We start from the raw sequence: 19,975 nt of genomic DNA, 5'->3' as shown, positions 1-19,975 counted from the left end.
CGAGCGGTCAAGGTTGTGGCAGATTTCCACAACCTACGATACCCGCCTTGAAGCTCGGCAAAGTCGTTCGGCGTCGAACGATGCGGCGACGTCAGTGCTTCGGGCGTCGAAGAGCGAGAAGGATCTTACGCGTCGCGCGCCGCTCGGCCTGAATCTGCGCGACCAGGGTCTCGGCACTTGGGACGCCCATCGCCGTGGCCATGCGGGCCAGCGCGCCGCGCGACGGCGCCGACCCGTCCGCGCCGACCAGCCGCTGCCAATGATGCACCGTGTCGAACAGCCGATAGGCGTCGGCGAGCCGGGTTGCGGTGTCGATGGGCAGGATCCCGCGGGCGCCGGCCCGCTCCAGCACCGCGTCGGCGGTGGCGCCGACCAGATCGGGATCGGCCTGCGCGTGGCCGAGCACGAGGGCCTGGGCCAGGAACTCGAGATCGAGCAGGGCGCCCGGCGCCAGCTTCAGGTCGAGCGGCCCGCGATGGCCCTTCTCGCGGGCGACCAGCCCGCGCATGTCGCGCACCGCCGCGCACACCGCGGTCGCGTCGCGCGGCCGCGCCACGGTCTCGCGGATGCGCTTCGCGATCTCGCCGCCGAGGCCGGCATCGCCCGCGATCACGCGCGCCCGGGTCAGCACCATGTGCTCCCAGATCTCGGCTTCGTCCTGGTGATAGGCGACGAAGCCCCGCACCTGCACCGCGGTCGGGCTGTGCTCGCCGCCCGGCCGCAGGCGCAGGTCGACGGCGTAGAGGCCGCCGCGCCGGGTCTGGACGGTCAGCGCCGCGTAGAGCCGCTGGGCGAGGCGATTGTAGGCCACCACCGCGTCGATCGCCTTCGGGCCCGTGGTGGTGCGGTCCTCGGGGGCGAAATCGTAGACGACGATGAGGTCGAGGTCGGAATCCGCCGTGAGCTGGCGCGAGCCGAGGCGGCCGACGGCGAGGATCGCGCAGCGCCCCTTCGGCACGGCGCCGTATTCCGCCGCGAACCCGCGCTCGACCGCCGCGAGGCTGGCGGCGACCGCGGCTTCGGCGATCCCGGAATAGGCCTCGCCGGCCTGGGCCGCCGACAGGATGCCCGAGAGCAGCCGCGCTCCGGTGACGAAGCGCAGCTGCCGGGCCGCGTCGCGGCTGCGGTCGAGGAAGGTCTCGTGGTCCCCCGGGCTGCCGACCAGCGCCCGGTACTGCGCGGCGATCGCCCCCGCATCGGTGGTCGGCAGGACGAAGTCGGGATCGAGCACCGCGTCGAGCACGTGCGGGCCGCTCCCGACGGTCGCCGCGAGGCGCGGCGCGGTGCCGAGGATGTCGGCGAACAGCAGGCGCAGGCGTTCGTGCGCGAGCAGGATCGTCAGCAGCTCGGCCGCGTCCGGCATCCGGCCGAAGGCGTGGTCGAGGGTGTTCAGCGCCGCGTCCGGCTCCGCCGTGCCGCCGAGCGCCTGGAGCAGGCTCGGCAGCAGCTCGGTCAGGACGGCGCGCGCGCGCGCGGTGCGCACCGCAGGGCGCCGGCCGAAATGCCAGCCGCGCACGGTCTCGATCGTGCGCGCCGGCTCGGCGAAGCCGAGCGCCGAAAGCGTGGCCAGCGTCGCGGGATCGTCCTCGCTGCCGCTGAAGACGAGGTCGCCGACCTCGGCCGAGAGGCTCGGCGCGGTCTCGAACAGCAGCACGTAATGGGCCTGGACACGGCCGGCATGGTGCAGGAGCGCCGCCTCGAACGCCGCACGCGTGGCGAAGCCGCAGAAGCGTGCGAAGGCGGTGAGATCGTCCGGCTCGAGCGGCAGGCGCTGCGTCTGCTCGTCGCGACGCATCTGCAGGCGATGCTCGATTGTGCGCAGGAACGCGTAGGCCGCGTGCAATTCGTCCCGTGCGGCTTCGGTGATCCAGCCGGCGTCGGTGAGGCGGCCCAGCATCGGCACCGTCCGGCTGCCGCGCAGCTCCGGGCGCCGCCCGCCGAAGACCAGCTGCTGCGTCTGGACGAAGAACTCGATCTCGCGAATGCCGCCGCGGCCGAGCTTGATGTCGTGGCCGCCGACGGCGAGGGCCTCGTGCCCGCGCACCACGTGGATCTGGCGCTTCATCGCGTGGATGTCGGCGATGGCGGCGAAGTCGAAGTATTTGCGCCAGATGAACGGCCTCAGCTCGGCCAGGAAGCGCGCGCCGGCCTCGCGATCGCCGGCGATCGGCCGAGCCTTGATGAAGGCGGCCCGTTCCCAGTTCTGGCCGAGCGACTGATAGTAGTCGAAGGCGAAATCGGTGGAGAGCGCCACCGCGGTCGAGCCGGGATCGGGCCGCAGCCGGTAATCGACCCGGTGGACGTAGCCCTCGGCGGTACGCTCCTCCAACAGCTTGGCGATGCCCTGCGCGACCTTGGCGAAGAAGGGCTTCGCCTCGACGCCGTCGGCGAGCGGCGCGCGGGCGGCGTCGAAGAACACGATCAGGTCGATGTCGCTGGAATAGTTGAGCTCGCCCCCGCCGAGCTTGCCCAGGCCGAGGACGACGAGTCCCGAACCCGCCTGCGGGTCGCCCGGGTCGGGCGGATGCAGCTTCCCCGCCCCGGCCGCCTGGAGCAGGAGCGCGTCGGCCGCGGCGCCGACGGACGCGTCGGCGAAGTCCGACAGGGCCTTCGTCACCGTCGGGAGGTCCCAGAGCCCGCCGAGATCGGCCAGCGCGACGAGCAGCGCATGCTCCGCCCGGTTCCACCGGAGCGCTCGCCCGATCGCGACGAGGTCCGGCTTCGTGCCGCCCGCGCGCCCGGCGGCGCGCTGGCGCGCCGTGATCGCCGCGTCGGACGCTTCCGGGGCCTTCTCGACCAGGGCGGCGAAGCGCTCCGGCGCCTGCGCGATCAGCCGCCACAGGAACGGGGAATGGTCGGCGATCCCGAGGAGCAGCGGCCGCAGGGGCGGCGTGAGGAACCCCGCCGGGAATGCGGCTTCGACGTCGCCGAGCCGGGCGGCGGCGGTGTTCGGATCGTGGAGCGCCGGGGCCGCCCCGAGGCGGTCGCGCAACGGGCCGAGGGCTGGCATGGGGTTCGACCCGTCCGTGGCCGGGATGGGGGAGGTTGCCGGGCGGTCCTCCGATCGGGCGACACGCTACCCGATCGCCGCGCCTTTGGGGATGCGGTTGCCGCGTCTCGGCGCACCGGCAACGGCGGCTTTCCCGGGCCGACGCCCTAATCCATCAGCGCGAGGGTGCGCAGCACCGCCATGCCGACGAGCTCGGCATCGATCTCGCCGGCTTCCGTCCGGGGCAGGACCGCGACGGCCTCGACGATGTTTCCCGAAAGCGGCCCGACCACGACCTTGAGCACGGCGCCGGCCGGCGCGTCGGGATCCTCGACCAGGGCGACGACGTGGCCGGCGGCCTCGCCGTAGACCCGAAGCGGCTGATAGGCCGCCTCGTCGGACTCCGCGTCGACGGGATGCGGCTGGCGGCCGAAGGTGGGACGAATCACGTTGCTCATGCGTCGAGTCCCTCGCACGCGGTGGGGCCGGGCATCCGCTCCGTCGGACCGAGGTTCGGGTCGCAGCTTCGGCCGGACGAGGATAACGCCGTCCGCCGGATCGCGCATCAGCGCGCTTGCCAGGACGTGTCGTCCCCGGTCGACGCGACGGCCCGGACAGAAAAAAGGCCGCCCCGAAAGGAGCGGCCCGAAGTCTAGGGAGGAAACGCCCAAGATGGGCAGCAGGACTGCGACGCCATCGCTATCCCGCAACGCACCAATAGTGCGTTGCGACGCACCATGCAAGCGTCGGACGTTCCGTACCGATGACGGAGCGCAGCGTTCCCCCCGCTTCGGAACGCGGCGTCAGGAACCGCCCTGTCGATCGTCGTCGAGCTGCCGCATCAATTCGGCCAGGCGTGGATCGAGCGCTTCGTCGATCACCGGCTCGTAGAGCGCCTGGAGATGGCGCCCGAGGCGCTGGCGCGTCAGCGCGTCCAGGGTCGGCGGCGCGTCCGGCTTGGCGACGATGGTCTGGGCTTGGCGGTTCGTTTCGAGCATGAGCCTTACATTGGCGCCGGGGCGGACATGGCAACCGTCCTGCGGTCGAACCCTGTCGTCCGGCCCGGGGATGCGGCGACGACGACGCCCGGAAAGCGGAACGGCGCGGACCCTGGGGGGCCGCGCCGTTCCTGTCTCGCAAATCGAAGGGTCGCGGGCCTTAGCGGTCGCCGACGCCCGACAGCAGCTTCTCGATCTGGCCGAGGCCGCTCTCGCGGGCCTTCGCCTCGCTCGGCAGGCTCCGGTCGGAGCGCTGGGTCAGCTTGCCATTCTTGCGGATGGCCCACTGATACGAGCCGCCGTCGGCCTTCGGGGGAATGATCTCCAGGGAGTACGGATGGATGTTCGTTGATGTATCGCTCATGCGCCGATTATGCCACGGACAGGGAGCCAGACCAAGTCCGGTCTAAAACATCGGCTCGAGATGCCGCATCGTGCGATCCGCCGCGCGACGTGTCCGCCGCGCCGATGCCGCCGGCGGGCATCGGCGCGGGACGCCCGCGGGGAGCGCGAGACGTCTGCGACCACGCTCGCGAAAGCGGCCTTCAACGCCGTGGCCCGAGCCGAAGCCGGGCCTGACCGGTCGTCATCGGTGCGGCCTACTGCGCCTTCTCGTGCTCGCCGAGGCCGACGGCCCTGTAATCGTAGGTCGGGTAGAACTCGGTCCGGTAGGCGCCCCAGGCGGTATCCTCCAGCACGCGGTTGATCTCGCGGATCCGGTTCGCCGGCAGGCACAGGACGATGACCTGGCCGATGCCCATCACGACGTTCCACGACACCACCTCGATGCCGGGCGGCGGGAAGGCCTTGTAGAACCCCTGCCGGGTGAGCTGCGCGTTCAGCTCGGCCAGCGGCCGCGACTGGTCGTGCTTCAGGAAGACCGTGAGCAGGATCGCGTTGTCGGGCGTCGCCGCCGCGGAGCCGGACGGCGGCGCCGCGACGGTCTGAGCCTGGGCGCGGGGCATGCCCGCGACCGGGAGGACGATCATCGCCAGGGCCGCGAGCGATCGGATCGCAAAGGGTGGGCGTCGCATCGCATCGTCCTCCTGCGGCCTTCGTCCGACGCATGGGGCGCCAGGTCCGAACATGGGCCGCGATGCCGAAAGCCCCGAGCCGGCCTCATGGATCCGCGTGGGCGGGTTTGGCCGGCGCGGCATTCCAGCTCGTCGCCTCGATGCGCGCCGTGCCCCAGCCGGTGCCGACGGCGATCGAGAGCGGCAGCAGCAGCCCGGCTTCCGTGATCGGGGCCAGGCGCACGCGCATGTCGTCGTTCTCCGACATCCGGCGCACTGACGAGCCCTTGGCGCGGTGGCCCGCCACCGGGATCCAGCGGATCCGGCACTCGAGCGCGGGCCCGCAGTAGGGCCCGGCGGTGACCTGGACCACCGTGCCGCGCGACAGCGCGATGTCGGCGCGGGCGGCGCCGTCGAAGACCGGGATGCGCCGATCGCACATGGCGGGGACCAGCGGGCCGGGGCCGACCTGCACCGCCAGCATGCCGATCGGATCGGTGACGTTGGTCGTGTCGGCGGCGGTGACCGGGACGCGATCGGGTTTCGGCTGCGGCTCGGGCTCGACCTCCGCCTTGCGGACGGTGCCGGCATCGAACGTCACCAGCACGCGCACCGGTGCGGTGCCGTAGCGGCTGTCGATCCGAAAGGTGCTCGGCACCGCCCCGGCCGGCGACAGGCGCCCGCTCGACCGCGCCGTGCCGTCGCCCTGGAAGAACCAGCCGGCGAGACCGGTGAGGCGCCCGGTGAGGCCGATCGCGTAGCGCTCGGGGGTGAGGTCGGCCGTGAGATCCGCGGTGCCGACGCCGAGATTGAGGAAGCTGAGGCCGTACTTCACGACGACGTGCCGAGATCCGTCCCCGCGCGGCGCCGCGGACGCCGCCGGCACGAGGGCGACCATCGCCACGAGCACCGCAGAGAACGTCGACGGCGGGGCCGACGGACGTGATCGCTTCGGGAAACGCACGCTCCTCACCCCGTGCCCTCGCATGCCGGACATCCTCGTGTCGCCGAAGCCTAGGGCAACCCCGTCGACCGGTCGAGAAGCGGTGCCAGCCATCGAAGAGCGACTTGAGCGACCTCGCAGCGATGCCGCCGAGGCTAGGCAGGTGGTCGACCTGCCGAATCCCCCGGGTTTCGGATGAACCGCGCCTGCTTCCGTCCGTTGCCGTGCGACCTCTCATAAAATGGACGGCCCGATGACACGCTCGACGATCGCACTCGCCTCCGCGCTCGGAGTTCTCCTAAGCGGTCCCGCCTCGGCGCAGATCGTCACGGGCGGCGCCGGCAATACCGGCGTCACCGCCCCTCCCGGCACCGGCGGTGTTGGCGGCGGAGCGCGCGACCTCGGCCCGAGCCCGATCACCCGCGGCAACGAGGCCAACCCGAGCAACTCGTCCGTGCCCGGTACCACCCCGAGCGTGAACATCGGCGGGACGCCGACCAGCGGACCGCCCGGCACCGGCGGTGCGGCCGGCGGCCCGTCCCTCGGTCGGTGAGGCCGGCGACCTGCAAGGGTCGCATGGCTTCGTTGTCCGCGCCGCACGCACCGCCTGTCGCTTTGGTGTTGCGGCGCACACGACGCGGCGCGATGATCACCGTCGTTCGCCGCCATCCCGGTCGGCGAGCACCGCGCGACGCGGCCCCGGCGAGACTCCGGCGTGCCCTCCGCCCACGGTGACGGCCCCAGGCCATCTGGGGCATCTCACGTCTCGCTGCAGACCCCCATCCATGAGCACCACGCTTCGTATCGCGTTGACGACGCTCGTCGTCGGCACGGATGTCTTCGTCCTGCGTGCAGGGCCGGGCGACCGGCTCGGCGCCGCGGAGGCCGGGCGCATCGCGGCCCGCCAGTTCCAGGATGCCGACTGGCCGGCGGCCGAGACCGCCTGGGCCGCGACGGCCCTGAACGGCGCCGGCCCGTTCGCGGCAATCCTGTCCCTGGCCCTGATCGCCGCGATCTGGTGCGTCGGACGGCGCGGGGCCGGATATGCCGGGCTCGCGGTCGCGGGCTTGCTGGTCGAGGCGCAGCCCGAGCCGGCGCAGGCCTACTACGACACCCGCGACTACCCGGAATTCGTCGAGGTCCTGCCGAACCAGACCGCCTTCCTCATCCCCGAGGTCGGCGAATCGAAGTCCGGCCAGGCGGCCTTCATGTCCGAGCAGTTCCTGAACGAGCGCAAGGTCGCGATGAAGCGGGTCCAGATCCCGCACACGCTGATCCGCAATCCCGGCTGGGCCTACGACTACTACGTGCCCGCCGCGCGGCTGATGCTCGTCGACCGGTCGCCGGTCTCGCGCGAATGGGTGAGCTCGACCGATCGCGGCACCTCGGCCAAGGACCAGGGCATCCGCTTCGAGACCGCGGAATCGGTGACCCTGCGCACCGGCGTCGTCGTCTCGGCCTTCGTGAAGGAGGAGGATGCGAGCAAGTTCGTCTACTGGTTCGGCGCGCGTGCCACCGGCGGCAACGCGAGCGACCCGCAGGTGAACTTCGCGAGCGTGATCCAGGGCAAGTCGCTGGCCGAGGTGGTCGACGAGAACGTCCACCGCCTCGTCCAGGCGGCGATGGCCAAGGAGTTCGGCCGCCGCACCACCGACGAGGCGATCCACGGCAAGGCCGCGATCATCGAGGCCGTCGAGAAGGAGGTCCGGCGCGTCTACGAGCCGATGGGGATCACGGTGACGACGCTCGGCTACGCCGAGGGTCTGACCTTTGACAACCCCGAGATCCAGAAGGCGATCGACCTGACCTTCGTGGCGATGAAGAACGCCCAGTCGGCTCAGGCGCAGATGCAGACGCTGCCGATCCAGGAGAAGATCCTCGACATGAAGATCCGCGAGATGGATGCGGAAAGCCGCCAGACCCTCGCCGGCCGCTGGAACGGCTCGGCCGCCAACGTCCTGCCCGCCCTGCCGAGCTGGGTCGTGCTGCCTGCCGGCTGGCTCGACGCGCTGAAGACCTGGCTCCAGCCGGGTCAGCCGGCGCCGGCCGGGCACTGACCGTCGGCCGCCGGTGCGTGGATGCGGCGCGCCGGCGGACTGTTCGCGAAGGGCGTGGATCGGTGCGGAAGGCCTAAACGTCGGCCCCTTGCGTCTCACGGATCATGCGGTCGACCAGCGCTTCGCGCTTCCCCTGACGGATCAGGATGCGCGCGGCGGCTCGGGCGTTGGCCGCCCGCACCTCCGCATTCGGCGCGCCGTCGCGAAGCGCGCGCGCGGCGAGCTTTCGGAACCAGCGCACGTTGGCGATGACCGTCGATCGGCGGCTCAAGGGGCCGCCGACATCGAGGAGCCGTTCCGTCGTTGATGAGGACATCGTTTCGATCCCGGATCGCGGGCCCCCGCTTGTCCGTGAGTGAGACAAGAAATGGCGAACGCACCAAGTTTCGGCAAGAGCGATGCCGTCGATGATGTGCCGAATTTAGACATCGGAGCTTCGGACGACCGGAAAGCGACTGCGGCGGCCGGCCCGGCGTCAGAATTCGGCCGCGGTCCGACAAGGCTTCCGAAGCACAGTGCGGGACGTCGCCCAGCCGGAATGGCCCTCTCCGAAGATCGTTGCGCGACGTCGGGCCAAGCACGTTCGGGCGCGTCGACGATACTGTTTTACGGTTTCGGAAGACCCGAGCCTCAAGCGGTCGACCCGCTCGCAGGGTCGCGGCACGACGGAACGAAGCGGTGCGACCGCACTTCTCCGAGGGACTTCCCGCTGCTTGAGGTGAATGCCATGGACGACGACCGTGTCTGGTCTTTCGAGAAGAGCCTCTGGGACGGCAGTCCCGACCATTATCGCGAGCTCGTCGACGAGGAATGCCTCATGGTGCTGCCGCACCCGCCCTTCGTGCTCAGCGGCACCCAGGCGATCGAGGCCGTCGCTCATACGCCGCGATGGACCGAGCTCGCGTTCTCGAAGGGCCAGATCGCCCGGCCGCAGGAGGGCATCATCGTGGTCGCCTACCACGTCGAGGCCGCGCGCGACGACGAGGCGTATCAGGCGAACTGCACCTCGACCTATCGACGCGTGTCGCACGAGGTCTGGCGCGTGATCCAGCACCAGCAGACGCCGCCGCTCGTCCTGCCGAGCGCCGTCGAGAAGACCGGCTGATCGGGTCCGTCTCGCCGAGAGCGCCGATGCCGTCACGCTGCCGGAGGCCTCGCGGCCTCGACGCGACCGCGTGGCGGCGTCGCTTCGCCGATCGAACCCTATGGCATGGCGAACCCAGCGGCTCGCGCCGATCCGCGTTCGGGACAGGTTGCGAGTTCGCGTCGTCGGGTCCAGCCGCGCCTGGCGGCCTACGGACGCCGAGCCTTATCCTCGGCCTCCGTTCCCGGCCGGTCCATCGGGCCCGCGCCCGGCTTGGTCTCCCCGGTGACGGTGTCCTGGGGCGTGATCGCCGCGCCGTCCGGCTTCGGTTTTCCCTGCGGCATCCGCTGGGCCTGGGTGTCGGTTGTGTCGGCGGTCATGCGGGCGGTCCTTCAGATCTCGGTTTCGCGGCGGACGACCGCGGCCTCGCCGGTGCCCTTCTGGGCCAAGCCGACCTCGGCATCCTCTCCCGGCACCGGGAGCGGCTCGGAACTGGTCGCGTCGGTCAGGCCTTCCTCCAGCTTCCGGGCGGCTGGCGCATCACGCGTTTCCCCAGCGTCGGCGGGACGGCCGGCGTCGTAGGTGGTGTTCGCGAGATCTTCGGTGTTGGCGACCTGATAGGGCATGGGGGACTCTCCGGTTCGGAAGAGCAACGTCCTGCGATCGGTCGCGGTTCTCGCAAGCGCGTCGCGATGTTCCGAGCGGCGCCGGCGGCATGATCCGCGGTGCCGATCGCGTCCGAGCCGGGGAGCCTCGACGGGTCGTCCTCGGTCAGGTCACCTCATCCGCCGCATTGGCCCGCGAGCCCGGCGCGGCAAAATCCGCAGCACCGATCCGAACGCGGTCGCTCGGCTCGGACAGGCGCTCATAGATCTGCTTCGCGGTTCCCTCGATCACGGCACGATGCGACTCGAAGAAGTCGACCGGCCCGAGCTTGGTCGCGCCGAACTCGGCATGCATCACGTCAACCGGGATCTCGACGTGGATCACCCGCCCACCCTCGATCATTGCGAAGACCACGATGTTCGGATCGGTGGCGGAAAGGTGCGCATCCTGATCGGAATGCTTTTCCAGGGCCATGGGACGGTATCCGGCTCGCGCCGGCGGATCGCCGTCGCTCAGGCACACGCACCTAGCGTTCGATCACCGCCGAACCAGGGCCCTGAATGCGTGGGTCCGATCCAGCATGGGACGCGCGCGGCGGGACCCGGTCCCCTCGCGCACGCCTCGAATCGCGCCCCAAGTCCTTCGGTCAGAAGCCGACAATCACGCTGGCCGTCCCGATGACGGTCGCAACGAGGCCGAAAGCGAAGGCCCCGATCATCGCGTAGCTGAACAGCTTCAGTTTCATGCTTGGCATCCTTACCGGTTGTGGCGAAGCGATCCGCCGGCGGTGCAGCCGCACCGCGATCTGCGTCGATCCAGAGATGGCGATCCGACCTCGGCCGTGACGTGCCGGTGCGCACGCTGCGTCGCAACACGTCGCGGTGCACCATCCGGAGCAAGGTCGGTGCCAGGATGATTGCAGGAGACGCTGCCGGCGGATCGTTGCCCGCCGTGATCCAGCGTGACCGGGGTGCAACAGCCTTCCGAAAAACCGCGAGGCCGCAGCCTGCACGCGGTAAGCCACGGTCATGCCTTGCGGATGAGTACGCACACACGGCACGATTGAATGTTTGGCAATGTTAACAACCTATGATTTACGTGCCCAGGTTGGGAGGCAAGCATGCAACCGTCGGAATGCTGCATCTTTCGGATCGTGCTGGCGTCGGCCGTCGGGCTCGCGATCACGACTCTGCTGCTCTGGAAATACTCGCCGGTCCTGGCCATCGTATCGGCACCGGTCGGTGGGTCGATGGCGGCCATCATGGCGATGATCGTGTTCCAGGCGGCCCGGCCCTTCGTCTCGTCCGAGCCGATGGGCGTCAATCCGCACAGCGACTATTTCGCCCGGAAGATCGACTTCCTGTAGCGTCGCCCTCGCGCGGAAGACGCGTCGCGGTCGACGCGAAAGGGCCCCTTCATCGGATCGCCTGCCGTGCCGCCCGGTGCCGGACGTGACCGTGTGCGGCCGCTGACCGCTTGCCGATCCGACGCGCGCGGACGATGCGCTGCGATGCCGTCGCGAACCGCTCGCTGGGCTCTGTACGGACCTGCCGCATGCTACGGACGTTCTGCACGTCGTCGTAGGGCCCGCGGCCCGTGCGCGCCCGATAGGCCGCGCCCGCGAAATCGCCGGGCGTCGGCGGCGTGCCGGGTTGCGAGAAGCTCGTCTCCGGCCTGTAGGCCGGCCCCCACCCGATCTCGTCGTCGCCGGCCGGATCCTTGCCCGGAAAGCCGGTGACGTAGCCCGTGCTCTGCGCCGCGGCAGGCCATGCCGGCCCCAGTAGGCAGGCGACGCAGCCGAGAACGCAGATCGCCTTGTTCGGTGAAAACGGCACCCGGAACCTCCTTCGTCGCGACATGCCGGGCAGGCCCGCCCATGCCACCCATGGTCGCGAGGCCAACCGTCCGTTCGCCACCCGGTTCGGAGCCTGTGGTCAGGTGCCGCGGAGGTCGCGGTCGCGAGCCTGACCTCACTCAGGCGGCCAACCCGACGGTCGCGACCGCTCAATCGGCCGGGCCGTCGCCCGTCACCGGGTGCGACCGACGTTTCGTGGTCATGCCGGGGCTCACGCCGCCATCGCCTGCTCGACGGCATCGCAGGTCGCGCCGAGCCCGTCTTCGTGCGCGACTCGCTGCGCGGCCTCGCGGCAGGCGTGCGCCACGGTCGGGGAGGTCAGGAGCCGATCCATGACGCGCGCGCCGCGTGACGGCGTGAACCGGCGACGGCTCAGCGTCGCCCCCACGCCGAGCTTCCTCAGGCGGGCGGCTTCGTCGAAGTGATCGAACGCCACCGGAACGACGAGCTGCGGGATGCCGGCGGTGAGCGCCTGCGCCACGGTGCCGATGCCGCCGTGATGGACCAGGGCGGCACAGTGCGGCAGCAGCGCGCTGAACGGCGCGTAGGCCACGTGCCGGATCTCCGGCGGCAGGGTGTCGGAGACCTGATCGGCCTGCGGCGCCAGCAGGATGCCGCGGCGGCCCATGCGCCGGCACAGGGCGGTCGCGGTGCGGAAGAACGCCCGACCCTGGCGCATTCCCGAGCCGTAGGTGAAGGCGATGGGCGGCGCGCCCGCGTCGAGGAAAGCCGCCACCTCCGGGTCGAGCCCGTCCCGGTCACCGAAGCGATCCGAGAGCGGAAAGCCGACCTGCACGGCCTGCTCGGGCCAATCGGGCTGCGGCTCGGCGAACCAGTCCGGGCAGGTGAGCACCATCCGCGTCGGGCTGTTCCACCAGTGGCGCAGCCGGCGGACCGGCGGCAGGCCGAGGGTCGCCCGAAACGCGTTCAGGCCGGGCAGCACCGCCGGGTCGACGACGTAGCGATCCCCGCCCCGCCCGAGCCAATGCCGCGTGCGCGACGGCAGGAGGTGCGCCAGCGGCAGGCCCGGAAGAACGGGGGCGTCGCGGCGGCTCTCGATCAGGAACGGCGCGACGTGGAGCGTCACCAGGGGCAGGCCGAGCTTGTCCTGCGCGACGCGGGCGCCGAGGCTGTTGGGCGACGCCACGACGACACCGCCCTCGGCCGACCACCGTGTGCGCAGCCAGTCGAACACCGGCTCGGTCGCCGAGGACAGGGTCTGCAGAAGCGGTGCGACCCCGCGCCGCGGATGCCAGAGATCCGGGTGCCGGATGGTGCGCTCGTAATCCGCCTGCGTGCCGAGAGCGTGGAAATCGACCCCGGCCCGCTTCGCCAGCCCGCCGAACGGCGCCGGCGCCGCCAGGGCGACGGCATGACCGCGCCGCTTGAGGGCGGAGGCGAGCGCAAGGAACGGCAGAACGTCGCCGTGTGAGCCGAGCGTAACGAGATGCACCTGCATTGCGCTCTATTACGATAAATTCCGGACTTTGACTCCAACAAACTTAAGAATGCACATATGACATAAGTCATAGGCTGGATTTCCTAGTATAATGTGTTCGTACTAGTTGCCGCGGTCAAGCTTCTTCTCGCCTGCACGATCGGGCCGTGGCACCCCAACCCGGCAAACGCCTATGTCGTAAGGGTCGCGCGCAGGACGCGAACCCGGACCTGCTCGCCTCGCGAAGCACGTCGCGACGGAGCGCGAGCATGTCCGAACTCCAATGGTGACCGTCGTCCTGACCGGCGCATCGAGCGGTATCGCCCATGCGGCCGCTGGGGCGTTCATGGCGCGCGCGGGCTGCGTCGTTCCGGCCGCGCACCGTATCGGTGGGCCCGATGCCACGCGGTCGTGAGTTCCGGGTCGGCAACGACGAGGTGGTCGCGACCCCAACCGACGCGACCGGTCCCGAGGCGGTGGCGGCCATCGCAGCCGAGCCCCTTGCGGCCGTTCGGTCGGATCGACGTCCGGGTCGGTAAGGTCGGCGCGGGCGCGTTCGGGCCGCTTCTCGACACGGCGCTCGACCTGCAGAGGCGGGTTGTTGCGATCGACCTGATCGACGCGATCCACGGCGCCTGCGCGGTGCCGCACGTCCTGAAGTTTCGCGCTGCACCCGCGCTGCAAGGTGCCGGTCGGCTGGCGGACGCGCCGGCACTCCCAAAGCAAAAATTAAGTGCGGGTTTCGGTCCTCGCGCTTGCTGGGGCCGGACCTCGGCGGGCTATGCGAAGGCGCCGCCCACGCGCCGAGGCCGACGGCACCGGCATGAACAGCGGCCGTTGCGCGAGGATGCGTTCTCCACCGGCCGCATCGGTCCGCGGCTGGCGGTGCCGGCCGCCTGCGGCACCGCCCGCCTCGAAGGCGGCCCTGTGGGACATCGAACCCGAGAGGTCGCGGGTGGCCGTGCGGCTGCTAGCTCTCGGCGTGCAGGCTCTTGATGAAGCGCCGCGCGATCTCGCGCACCGCCTCGTCGTCGCGGGCCTCGCCGTGGGCCTTGTCCCACAGGTGGTCGAGGCTGCCGTCGAGCTCGTCGAGGAGCTCCGGATGGCGCTGCGCGACGAAGCGGATCGTGCCGAACAGCAGGTGCTCGACCGCCATCTCGCGGCGGCGGGCGTCGATGATCGCGTCGGACGCTGGGGCGGATGTCGGATCGGTCATGGCGCATCAACGGTCGCCATCCGGGTTCGGTTCGCACGCTCGCGCTGCCTCGAGTGCCGCAGCCCGATCATGGTCCGGCGTACGGCGGGCCGGCGGCTCAGGTGAGCCAGCGTTCGTCGATGTCGGTCGCGTTCCACGCCGCCATCGGCTGGCTGGCATCGCCCTCGGCGAACACGACCACGTCGTCGGGCCCGACATCGTGGACCGCGAACCAATCCCAGCGGCGGTGGATCACCCGGGGACCGCCGAAGATCCGGACGGCGTTCCAGTAGCGATCGTCCTTGAAGCCGACGTAGTGGACGCAGCGCGGCGATCGGTCCGACGTCTCAGGCATCCGGACGATCGCGCGGCAGGCCGCCTTGGACGTGGTGACGGCTGGCTTTGGGAAAGCGCATCGGTGAAGGATAAGCGCCGGCATCGCCTTGTCGAGGCAACCGGTTGTCGCGCGAAGGCGCTCGCGCGTGATGACGCTTCGCCTCGTCGGCCCCGATCCGGTTCGGCTCGACGGCACGGAGCGACCTGTGGATGACCGTCGACGCCGGCGGCACGCGGCCTACGGCGTCGCGGCTCCGGTAGCCGCCCCGCAGGTGTGATCCATCAAATCCTCGGCGCTCGCCCGCGGCGCCCGGTAGGCCAGCACGTAGTAGCCGGGATCCAGATCGGCGGCCGGGGTCGCGACCGCCGCGAGGCTGGTCTGCCGCAGGTCCCAACGCCCCGGCAGGCGGACGAGCGCCGCGAACGGGTTGAAGCGCTCCGCCTCGGCAGCCGTCACCCGCAGGGCGAGGTAGCGGTCGCCCGCGAGGGGAACCGGGAACGGTGCCCAGGTGGCGCGGATGCCGTGGCCGTGCGTCCGCAGGGCGGCCAGCACCCGCGGCTTGATGCAGTCGAGATGGATGTGGAGCTGGTCCTGGCTTCGGCCCCGGGCCGAGTTAACCGCGAGGCCGACCTCCTCCACCGGCACGCGGCCCTTCAGCGGGGCGGATGCGAAGCGCCGGGCCGCGAGGGCGGCGCGCCAGTAGGCGATCCCCCGCGCCCCGCGCAGCACCGGCGCCTCGAGCCCGGCGACCGTGTCCGTCGGCATCACGACGACGTGGGTCGGCTCGCCCGGCGCGCGCAGCACCGCCGTTCCAGGCCGGTCCTTGTCGCCGAGATCGACGTCGAGGCAGGGAAAGGTCCGGTCGGCGAGCCTCTTGGCGAGGACGCAGGTCTTCAGCGCCGCCCAGAGCACGTCCCGGCTCGGATCGCCGGCGGCGCAGGCGGCCGCCGGAAGCGCGGCGAGAACGATCGCGGTCGGCACGATCCAGCGCATGACGTCCCTCCCGGATCCCCGACGCGCCGTCCGCCCGAGGCGGCCGCGATCACCCCCGCCGCGTCGCATCGGCGATCGCGCTTTGCAGCACGGCTTCGGAGTGCCCTGCGGGCATGAAAAAACCCGCCACGTCGAGACTGGGCGGGTTGAAGAAATGGTAGCGGGAGAGGGACTCGAACCCCCGACACGAGGATTATGATTCCTCTGCTCTAACCAGCTGAGCTACCCCGCCCCAGCCCGCGGCCGTCTGCTCGGGCAGGCGGCCGGTTCGGAGATCGGCGGTATAGGGAACGGCGGCTTGCGGTGTCAACGCCCTGTTTCGGGATGGAGCCCGGGTTTTTTCGGGACCGGTTTGCGTCGCTTCCGCCGGGCCGCAACGGATCGGGCCGGGGCGGCTTATCGCACTGCGTGTCGTTCGAATGCCGGAACCCAGCGAGGGCCGTTTCCTTGTCAGACCTCCCATCCCACGCGGCGCGGCCCTCCCGCCGCCATGCCGACCTCGGCGGCGACTTCTTCGACGTGGTCGAGGCCGCGCGCTTTCCCGAGACCATCCTGCGCGTCCGCAACCAGCCCTGGGCCGCGCGCGTCGGCCTCGACGGGCTGTCGGACGCCGAGTGGATCGCGCGGTTCGGCCGGTTCGAGCCGCTGCCCGGCTCGTTCCCGGCGCCGCTGGCCCTGCGCTATCACGGCCATCAGTTCCGCTCGTACAACCCCGATCTCGGCGACGGGCGCGGCTTCCTCTTTGCGCAGCTGCACGACCTACGCGACGGGCGCCTGCTCGATCTCGCCACCAAGGGCAGCGGCACGACGCCGTGGTCGCGGGCCGGCGACGGGCGCCTGACCTTGAAGGGGGGCGTGCGCGAGGTGCTGGCCACCGCGCTCCTCGAAGCGCAGGGCGTGAACACCTCCAAGAGCTTCAGCCTGATCGAGACCGGCGAGGCTTTGGAGCGCGGCGACGAGCCCTCCCCCACCCGCTCGGCCGTGCTGGTGCGCCTGAGCCACGGCCACATCCGCATCGGCAGCTTCCAGCGCTTCCTGGCGCTCGACGAGCCGGGCAACGTCGCGCGGCTGCTCGATCACACGATCGCCACCCACATGCCCGATCTCTGGCGCGAGTCGGTGGCCGAGCGGGCCGTCGCGTTCCTCGGTGAGGTCACGCGGCGCGTCGCCCGGATGGGCGCGCAATGGGCGGCGGCCGGCTTCGTCCACGGCGTGCTCAACACCGACAACATCAACGTCACCGGCGAGAGCTTCGATTACGGCCCGTGGCGCTGGCTGCCGGCCTACGACCCGAACTTCACCGCGGCCTACTTCGACACGCAAGAGCTCTACAGCTTCGGCCGGCAGCCGGAGGCGCTGTACTGGAACCTCGCCCGGCTGGCGGATTGCCTGCTGACGCTGGCGCCGCAGGCGGATCTCGAAGCCGTCCTCAAGGGCTTCGGCCCGGCCCTGCAGGAGGGGTTCGCGGACGCGTTGCTCGCGCGGCTCGGGCTCGCCAAGGCGGGCCAAGACGAGACCGATCGCCTGGTCGGGGCGTTCTGGCGCTTCCTAGCCGAGAGCGGCGCCCCGTTCGAGCAGACGTTCTTCGACTGGTACGGCGGCACGGCCAGCGCGGACCGTGCCGCGGCGAGCCCGTCCGCCGCGCTCTATGCCGGCGAGAGCTTCGCGCCGGTGCGCGCGGCGCTGCAGGGCATGGCGCCGGCCGCCGGGGCGAACCTCGCCCACCCCTACTTCGCGCAGGCGCGGCCGTGCACGCTGCTGATCGACGAGGTCGAGGCGCTCTGGGCGCCGATCGCGTCGTCCGACGACTGGTCGGTGCTCTCGGACAAGCTCGCGGCGATCGCGCGCATGGCGGAGGCCTACGGCACTGCGCCGCTGCCCGTCGGATAGGGGCTCAGCGCTCCTCCTCCTCGCGCCGGCGCGCCTCGGCATGCCCGGCGCGGATGCCGAGGTCGACCATCACACGGGTGATGCGCAGGCCGAGCCAGAACAGCAGGGCGCAGACGGCGACCGCGGCGGCGATCTTGAGTGGGCTCACGGGCTAAGGTCTCGCGACGGTGGACGATGCGTCCGAGTTAGGGCAGAGGCACGGCGGTGCGCGAGACCTTTCACATCGAAGTCCTCGGCCCCGAGCCGGGCGACGTCCAGACGCGGATCTCGGTGCGCAGCGCCGGGCTCGAGGGCGCGCAGGAACGCGCCTTGCGCCTGTTCGCCCGCGCCCGCGTCCCGCAGCGTTCGGGCGGGCCGGCGGAGGCGGTCCGGGTGATCGACGGCGCCGGGCGCGAGGTGTTCTTCCGCAGCCGCTTCGACGAGCCGGGCTGAGGCCATGCGCAAGGCTCTCGTCGTCCTGGCGCTGCTGGTGCTGGTCCCGGCCCTGTTCGTGCGCAGCTACAGCCTGCCGCCGGCCCCCGACCGGCGCGGCGGCACCACGATCCAGCTGACGCTGCCGAACCGGCCGCTGTTCGGCAGCCCGCGGGCCGACTGCGTCGGCGCGCCCGAGGACGATCCCGTGATCGCCTGCCTGATCGCCTCGGTGAACCGATCGCGGACCGAGGGCGTCGTGCTGCTGTCGCTGCCGTTCTCGCCGACCGCCTACGGCTTGTCCGAGCGGGTCGCGCTCCTCGGCCGGGACGAGGCCGCCGGCAAGGCGCAGCTCGCCCGGATCGCGCGGTTCGGCTGGTAGAGGCGGACCGACCCGGGCTTCCCCATCATGTGGGCGTGATCATTTGGGCTTAGTCATTTGGGCTTGGCCGGCGCGGCCGGCTCCAAGGCGGGCTTGGGCTTGCGCGCCTCCTGCAGGTCCTCGGCCTTCTCCTCGTCGGTGTCGCCCTTCTCGATCGTCTTTTCTGGGTCGGCGGCCAGGGTCTTCACGATCTCCAGAACGCGCTCGCACTCGGTGACGTAGGAATAGGTTTCGAGCACGATCGCCGCGTCGCGCAGCGTGCGCAGGTCGCGCACCGTCTGCTTGTTGGCGGCTTCCTGCAGCTCGCTCTTCCGGGCGATCGTCTCCTCGATCTTGGCGCCCTTCACGTCGCAGGCGGCTTCGACCGGCGTGGCGAGGCCGGCGGCGAGCATCAGGAGGGCGGCGTGAGCGAGGCGCATGCGTCAGGGTTCCGGGCGTCGTGCGTCGAGGGATCGGGATCAGGCGTGGTGGGCGTGGCTGCGCAGGATGTCGTTCGTGAGCGCGACCAGCTGGCTCGGTCGATAGGGTTTCGGCACGAAGATCGATTCGGGGACGGCCTCGCCCTGCGAGAGGCAGGCGCGGCCGCCGGAGGTGTAGACCACCGGGAGCGAGGGGCAATGCGCCCGGGCGGCCCGCGCCAGCGTGATCCCGTTCGTGTTGCGGGCGAGATCGATATCGGTGAAGAGCAGATCGACGGTCTCCCGGGCGAGGATCGCCTCGGCTTCCCAGGCATCCGCGGCGGTCAGGACGCGGTAGCCCTCGTCGAGCAGCGCCTCCGCCGCCAGTTCGCAGACGAACGGCTCGTCCTCCACCACCAGGACGGTGGTGGGCGCGCGGTCGAGGTAGCTCGGCAGGCCGATGGCGGCGCAGGCGAAGGACATCATGACGCAACTCCAACTCACCCGGCGCGGAACGAAGGTCCCGCAGCCGGATCGCAAGACCAACGGGGCCCTGTGCTCCGGCGTTCGCCGTGATTGCATCGAATTGCCGAGGTTTGGTGAGCGAAGCCTTAACCCTGCCCGCCCGCCCCTGGACGAGGCGCTGGGAATGGTTAACCGAGTGTTGACGGAACGCGCACCGGATCGGGTTTCGTGAGCCGGTCCTGGCAGCTCGGCACCGGCCTCGTGCTGACGGCGCTCGCTGGATACGTCGACGCCCTCGGCTTCGTGCGCCTCGGCGGCCTCTACACCTCGTTTATGAGCGGCAACACCACGCAGCTCTCGGTCTTCCTCGGGCACGCCGACTTCGCGCACGTGGTGCTGCCGGCGGTCCTGATCGGCGGGTTCCTCGCCGGCGCGGTCCTTGGCAGCGGGCTGTCGATCCTGGTCCCCTTCCCCTGGGCGACGCCGGCGGTGCTCGGCTACGAGGCCTTGCTGATCCTGGCCGCCCTCGGCGTCGGCCTCGCGATCCCGGAGCTCGGCATCGCCTCGTTCTTCATGGCGGTGGCGATGGGCTCGCAGAACGCCGTGCTGGCGCAGGTGAAGGGGTTTCGCGCCGGCACCACCTTCGTCACCGGGGCGCTGTTCAGCCTCGGGCAGAAGATCGCGCAGGCGCTCACCCGCACCGGGCCGCCCTTCGGCTGGGTCGGGGACGGGGCGGTCTGGGCCGCCCTCCTAGTCGGCGCCCTCGCCGGCGCCGTGGCCTATGCCCGCCTCGACCTCTATGCCCTGGTGATCCCGGCGGCGATATCGGGCGTTCTCGCGCTGGTCGCCGCGATCTTCGCGCTCCGCCACCGCGCGATGATGCCCGAGCCGCCCGCCGCCTGATCCCGTTCCGCACCCGTC

Annotated in this window: 26 protein-coding genes and 1 tRNA gene; 8 read left to right on the top strand and 19 right to left on the bottom strand. The window is 71.0% G+C overall.

All coding sequences use genetic code 11. The annotated features are described in order from the left end of the window. Nucleotides 1-91 precede the first annotated feature (91 nt). From FV227_RS02790 to FV227_RS02765, 6 genes are all read right to left on the bottom strand, one after another. Nucleotides 92-3,010, bottom strand: coding sequence for a bifunctional [glutamine synthetase] adenylyltransferase/[glutamine synthetase]-adenylyl-L-tyrosine phosphorylase (locus tag FV227_RS02790; protein WP_147858232.1), 2,919 nt, complete (start codon nucleotides 3,008-3,010; stop codon nucleotides 92-94). Between the two features lie 146 nt (nucleotides 3,011-3,156). After that, the gene (locus tag FV227_RS02785; protein ID WP_147726733.1) at nucleotides 3,157-3,447 is read right to left on the bottom strand and encodes a hypothetical protein; all 291 of its coding nucleotides are present in this window, start codon (nucleotides 3,445-3,447) and stop codon (nucleotides 3,157-3,159) included. A gap of 345 nt (nucleotides 3,448-3,792) precedes the next feature. Continuing rightward, nucleotides 3,793-3,987 carry a hypothetical protein gene (locus FV227_RS02780; protein ID WP_147726735.1) on the bottom strand — a complete coding sequence of 65 codons (195 nt, stop codon included), beginning with the start codon at nucleotides 3,985-3,987 and terminating at the stop codon, nucleotides 3,793-3,795. A 160-nt stretch (nucleotides 3,988-4,147) separates the two neighbouring features. Further along, a complete protein-coding gene (locus tag FV227_RS02775; protein WP_147726737.1) occupies nucleotides 4,148-4,351 on the bottom strand; it encodes a hypothetical protein in 204 nt (67 codons plus the stop codon). Nucleotides 4,352-4,586: 235 nt separating this feature from the next. Beyond that, on the bottom strand, nucleotides 4,587-4,976 hold the full coding sequence (locus tag FV227_RS02770) for a hypothetical protein (protein ID WP_210246690.1): 390 nt from the start codon (nucleotides 4,974-4,976) through the stop codon (nucleotides 4,587-4,589). A gap of 130 nt (nucleotides 4,977-5,106) precedes the next feature. Next, nucleotides 5,107-5,898, bottom strand: coding sequence for a DUF3108 domain-containing protein (locus tag FV227_RS02765; RefSeq protein ID WP_246686412.1), 792 nt, complete (start codon nucleotides 5,896-5,898; stop codon nucleotides 5,107-5,109). Between the two features lie 298 nt (nucleotides 5,899-6,196). Between FV227_RS02765 and FV227_RS02760 the strand changes: the two genes are divergently transcribed. Beyond that, the gene (locus tag FV227_RS02760; RefSeq protein ID WP_147726742.1) at nucleotides 6,197-6,496 is read left to right on the top strand and encodes a hypothetical protein; all 300 of its coding nucleotides are present in this window, start codon (nucleotides 6,197-6,199) and stop codon (nucleotides 6,494-6,496) included. Between the two features lie 232 nt (nucleotides 6,497-6,728). Continuing rightward, nucleotides 6,729-8,000 (top strand): hypothetical protein, encoded by a 1,272-nt coding sequence (locus FV227_RS02755; RefSeq protein WP_147858230.1) that lies wholly within the window; start codon nucleotides 6,729-6,731, stop codon nucleotides 7,998-8,000. A gap of 73 nt (nucleotides 8,001-8,073) precedes the next feature. Here FV227_RS02755 and FV227_RS02750 read toward each other — a convergent pair whose 3' ends face one another. Continuing rightward, the gene (locus FV227_RS02750) at nucleotides 8,074-8,316 is read right to left on the bottom strand and encodes a hypothetical protein (protein WP_147726746.1); all 243 of its coding nucleotides are present in this window, start codon (nucleotides 8,314-8,316) and stop codon (nucleotides 8,074-8,076) included. Between the two features lie 411 nt (nucleotides 8,317-8,727). Here FV227_RS02750 and FV227_RS02745 point away from each other — a divergent pair, with 411 nt between their 5' ends. Beyond that, on the top strand, nucleotides 8,728-9,105 hold the full coding sequence (locus FV227_RS02745) for a DUF4440 domain-containing protein (RefSeq protein WP_147726748.1): 378 nt from the start codon (nucleotides 8,728-8,730) through the stop codon (nucleotides 9,103-9,105). 188 nt (nucleotides 9,106-9,293) lie between these two features. Here FV227_RS02745 and FV227_RS28800 read toward each other — a convergent pair whose 3' ends face one another. From FV227_RS28800 to FV227_RS02735, 3 genes are all read right to left on the bottom strand, one after another. Then, complete coding sequence (locus tag FV227_RS28800) at nucleotides 9,294-9,464, bottom strand: hypothetical protein (protein WP_187274663.1); 171 nt, start codon at nucleotides 9,462-9,464, stop codon at nucleotides 9,294-9,296. 12 nt (nucleotides 9,465-9,476) lie between these two features. After that, nucleotides 9,477-9,710 (bottom strand): hypothetical protein, encoded by a 234-nt coding sequence (locus FV227_RS02740; RefSeq protein WP_147726750.1) that lies wholly within the window; start codon nucleotides 9,708-9,710, stop codon nucleotides 9,477-9,479. A 145-nt stretch (nucleotides 9,711-9,855) separates the two neighbouring features. Further along, complete coding sequence (locus FV227_RS02735; protein WP_147726752.1) at nucleotides 9,856-10,164, bottom strand: DUF1488 family protein; 309 nt, start codon at nucleotides 10,162-10,164, stop codon at nucleotides 9,856-9,858. A gap of 646 nt (nucleotides 10,165-10,810) precedes the next feature. Between FV227_RS02735 and FV227_RS02730 the strand changes: the two genes are divergently transcribed. Next, complete coding sequence (locus FV227_RS02730) at nucleotides 10,811-11,056, top strand: hypothetical protein (RefSeq protein WP_147726754.1); 246 nt, start codon at nucleotides 10,811-10,813, stop codon at nucleotides 11,054-11,056. 49 nt (nucleotides 11,057-11,105) lie between these two features. On the opposite strand, the gene FV227_RS29630 is transcribed toward FV227_RS02730, so the two are convergent. The 6 genes from FV227_RS29630 to FV227_RS02700 all read right to left on the bottom strand — a co-directional run bounded on the left by FV227_RS29630 (nucleotide 11,106) and on the right by FV227_RS02700 (nucleotide 15,740). After that, nucleotides 11,106-11,525: a hypothetical protein gene (locus FV227_RS29630; protein ID WP_243949321.1), complete on the bottom strand. Its 420-nt coding sequence runs from the start codon at nucleotides 11,523-11,525 to the stop codon at nucleotides 11,106-11,108. 231 nt (nucleotides 11,526-11,756) lie between these two features. Beyond that, a complete protein-coding gene (locus FV227_RS02720; protein ID WP_147858229.1) occupies nucleotides 11,757-13,004 on the bottom strand; it encodes a nucleotide disphospho-sugar-binding domain-containing protein in 1,248 nt (415 codons plus the stop codon). Nucleotides 13,005-13,953: 949 nt separating this feature from the next. Then, nucleotides 13,954-14,199 (bottom strand): hypothetical protein, encoded by a 246-nt coding sequence (locus FV227_RS02715; RefSeq protein WP_187274660.1) that lies wholly within the window; start codon nucleotides 14,197-14,199, stop codon nucleotides 13,954-13,956. A gap of 97 nt (nucleotides 14,200-14,296) precedes the next feature. Then, a complete protein-coding gene (locus FV227_RS02710) occupies nucleotides 14,297-14,533 on the bottom strand; it encodes a hypothetical protein (protein ID WP_147726758.1) in 237 nt (78 codons plus the stop codon). A gap of 219 nt (nucleotides 14,534-14,752) precedes the next feature. After that, complete coding sequence (locus tag FV227_RS02705) at nucleotides 14,753-15,508, bottom strand: CDP-diacylglycerol diphosphatase (protein ID WP_147858228.1); 756 nt, start codon at nucleotides 15,506-15,508, stop codon at nucleotides 14,753-14,755. A 155-nt stretch (nucleotides 15,509-15,663) separates the two neighbouring features. Continuing rightward, a tRNA-Met gene (locus tag FV227_RS02700) sits at nucleotides 15,664-15,740 on the bottom strand. A 215-nt stretch (nucleotides 15,741-15,955) separates the two neighbouring features. Between FV227_RS02700 and FV227_RS02695 the strand changes: the two genes are divergently transcribed. Beyond that, the gene (locus tag FV227_RS02695) at nucleotides 15,956-17,398 is read left to right on the top strand and encodes a protein adenylyltransferase SelO (protein ID WP_246686411.1); all 1,443 of its coding nucleotides are present in this window, start codon (nucleotides 15,956-15,958) and stop codon (nucleotides 17,396-17,398) included. Between the two features lie 4 nt (nucleotides 17,399-17,402). On the opposite strand, the gene FV227_RS28795 is transcribed toward FV227_RS02695, so the two are convergent. Further along, the gene (locus FV227_RS28795) at nucleotides 17,403-17,546 is read right to left on the bottom strand and encodes a hypothetical protein (protein WP_187274659.1); all 144 of its coding nucleotides are present in this window, start codon (nucleotides 17,544-17,546) and stop codon (nucleotides 17,403-17,405) included. Nucleotides 17,547-17,602: 56 nt separating this feature from the next. Here FV227_RS28795 and FV227_RS02690 point away from each other — a divergent pair, with 56 nt between their 5' ends. Continuing rightward, the gene (locus tag FV227_RS02690; RefSeq protein WP_147844422.1) at nucleotides 17,603-17,830 is read left to right on the top strand and encodes a hypothetical protein; all 228 of its coding nucleotides are present in this window, start codon (nucleotides 17,603-17,605) and stop codon (nucleotides 17,828-17,830) included. Nucleotides 17,831-17,834: 4 nt separating this feature from the next. Beyond that, nucleotides 17,835-18,191 carry a hypothetical protein gene (locus FV227_RS02685; RefSeq protein WP_147728010.1) on the top strand — a complete coding sequence of 119 codons (357 nt, stop codon included), beginning with the start codon at nucleotides 17,835-17,837 and terminating at the stop codon, nucleotides 18,189-18,191. Between the two features lie 53 nt (nucleotides 18,192-18,244). On the opposite strand, the gene FV227_RS02680 is transcribed toward FV227_RS02685, so the two are convergent. Then, nucleotides 18,245-18,610: a photosystem reaction center subunit H gene (locus tag FV227_RS02680; protein ID WP_147728009.1), complete on the bottom strand. Its 366-nt coding sequence runs from the start codon at nucleotides 18,608-18,610 to the stop codon at nucleotides 18,245-18,247. Between the two features lie 39 nt (nucleotides 18,611-18,649). Beyond that, nucleotides 18,650-19,075, bottom strand: coding sequence for a response regulator (locus FV227_RS02675; RefSeq protein ID WP_147728008.1), 426 nt, complete (start codon nucleotides 19,073-19,075; stop codon nucleotides 18,650-18,652). Between the two features lie 207 nt (nucleotides 19,076-19,282). Between FV227_RS02675 and FV227_RS02670 the strand changes: the two genes are divergently transcribed. Continuing rightward, complete coding sequence (locus FV227_RS02670) at nucleotides 19,283-19,957, top strand: YoaK family protein (protein ID WP_147858227.1); 675 nt, start codon at nucleotides 19,283-19,285, stop codon at nucleotides 19,955-19,957. Nucleotides 19,958-19,975 lie beyond the last annotated feature (18 nt).

It is taken from the genome of Methylobacterium sp. WL119, assembly GCF_008039875.1.
Taxonomy (GTDB): Bacteria; Pseudomonadota; Alphaproteobacteria; order Rhizobiales; family Beijerinckiaceae; genus Methylobacterium.
Note: the sequence above shows the minus strand (reverse complement) of the source record. Positions and strands in the feature narration are given on the sequence as shown.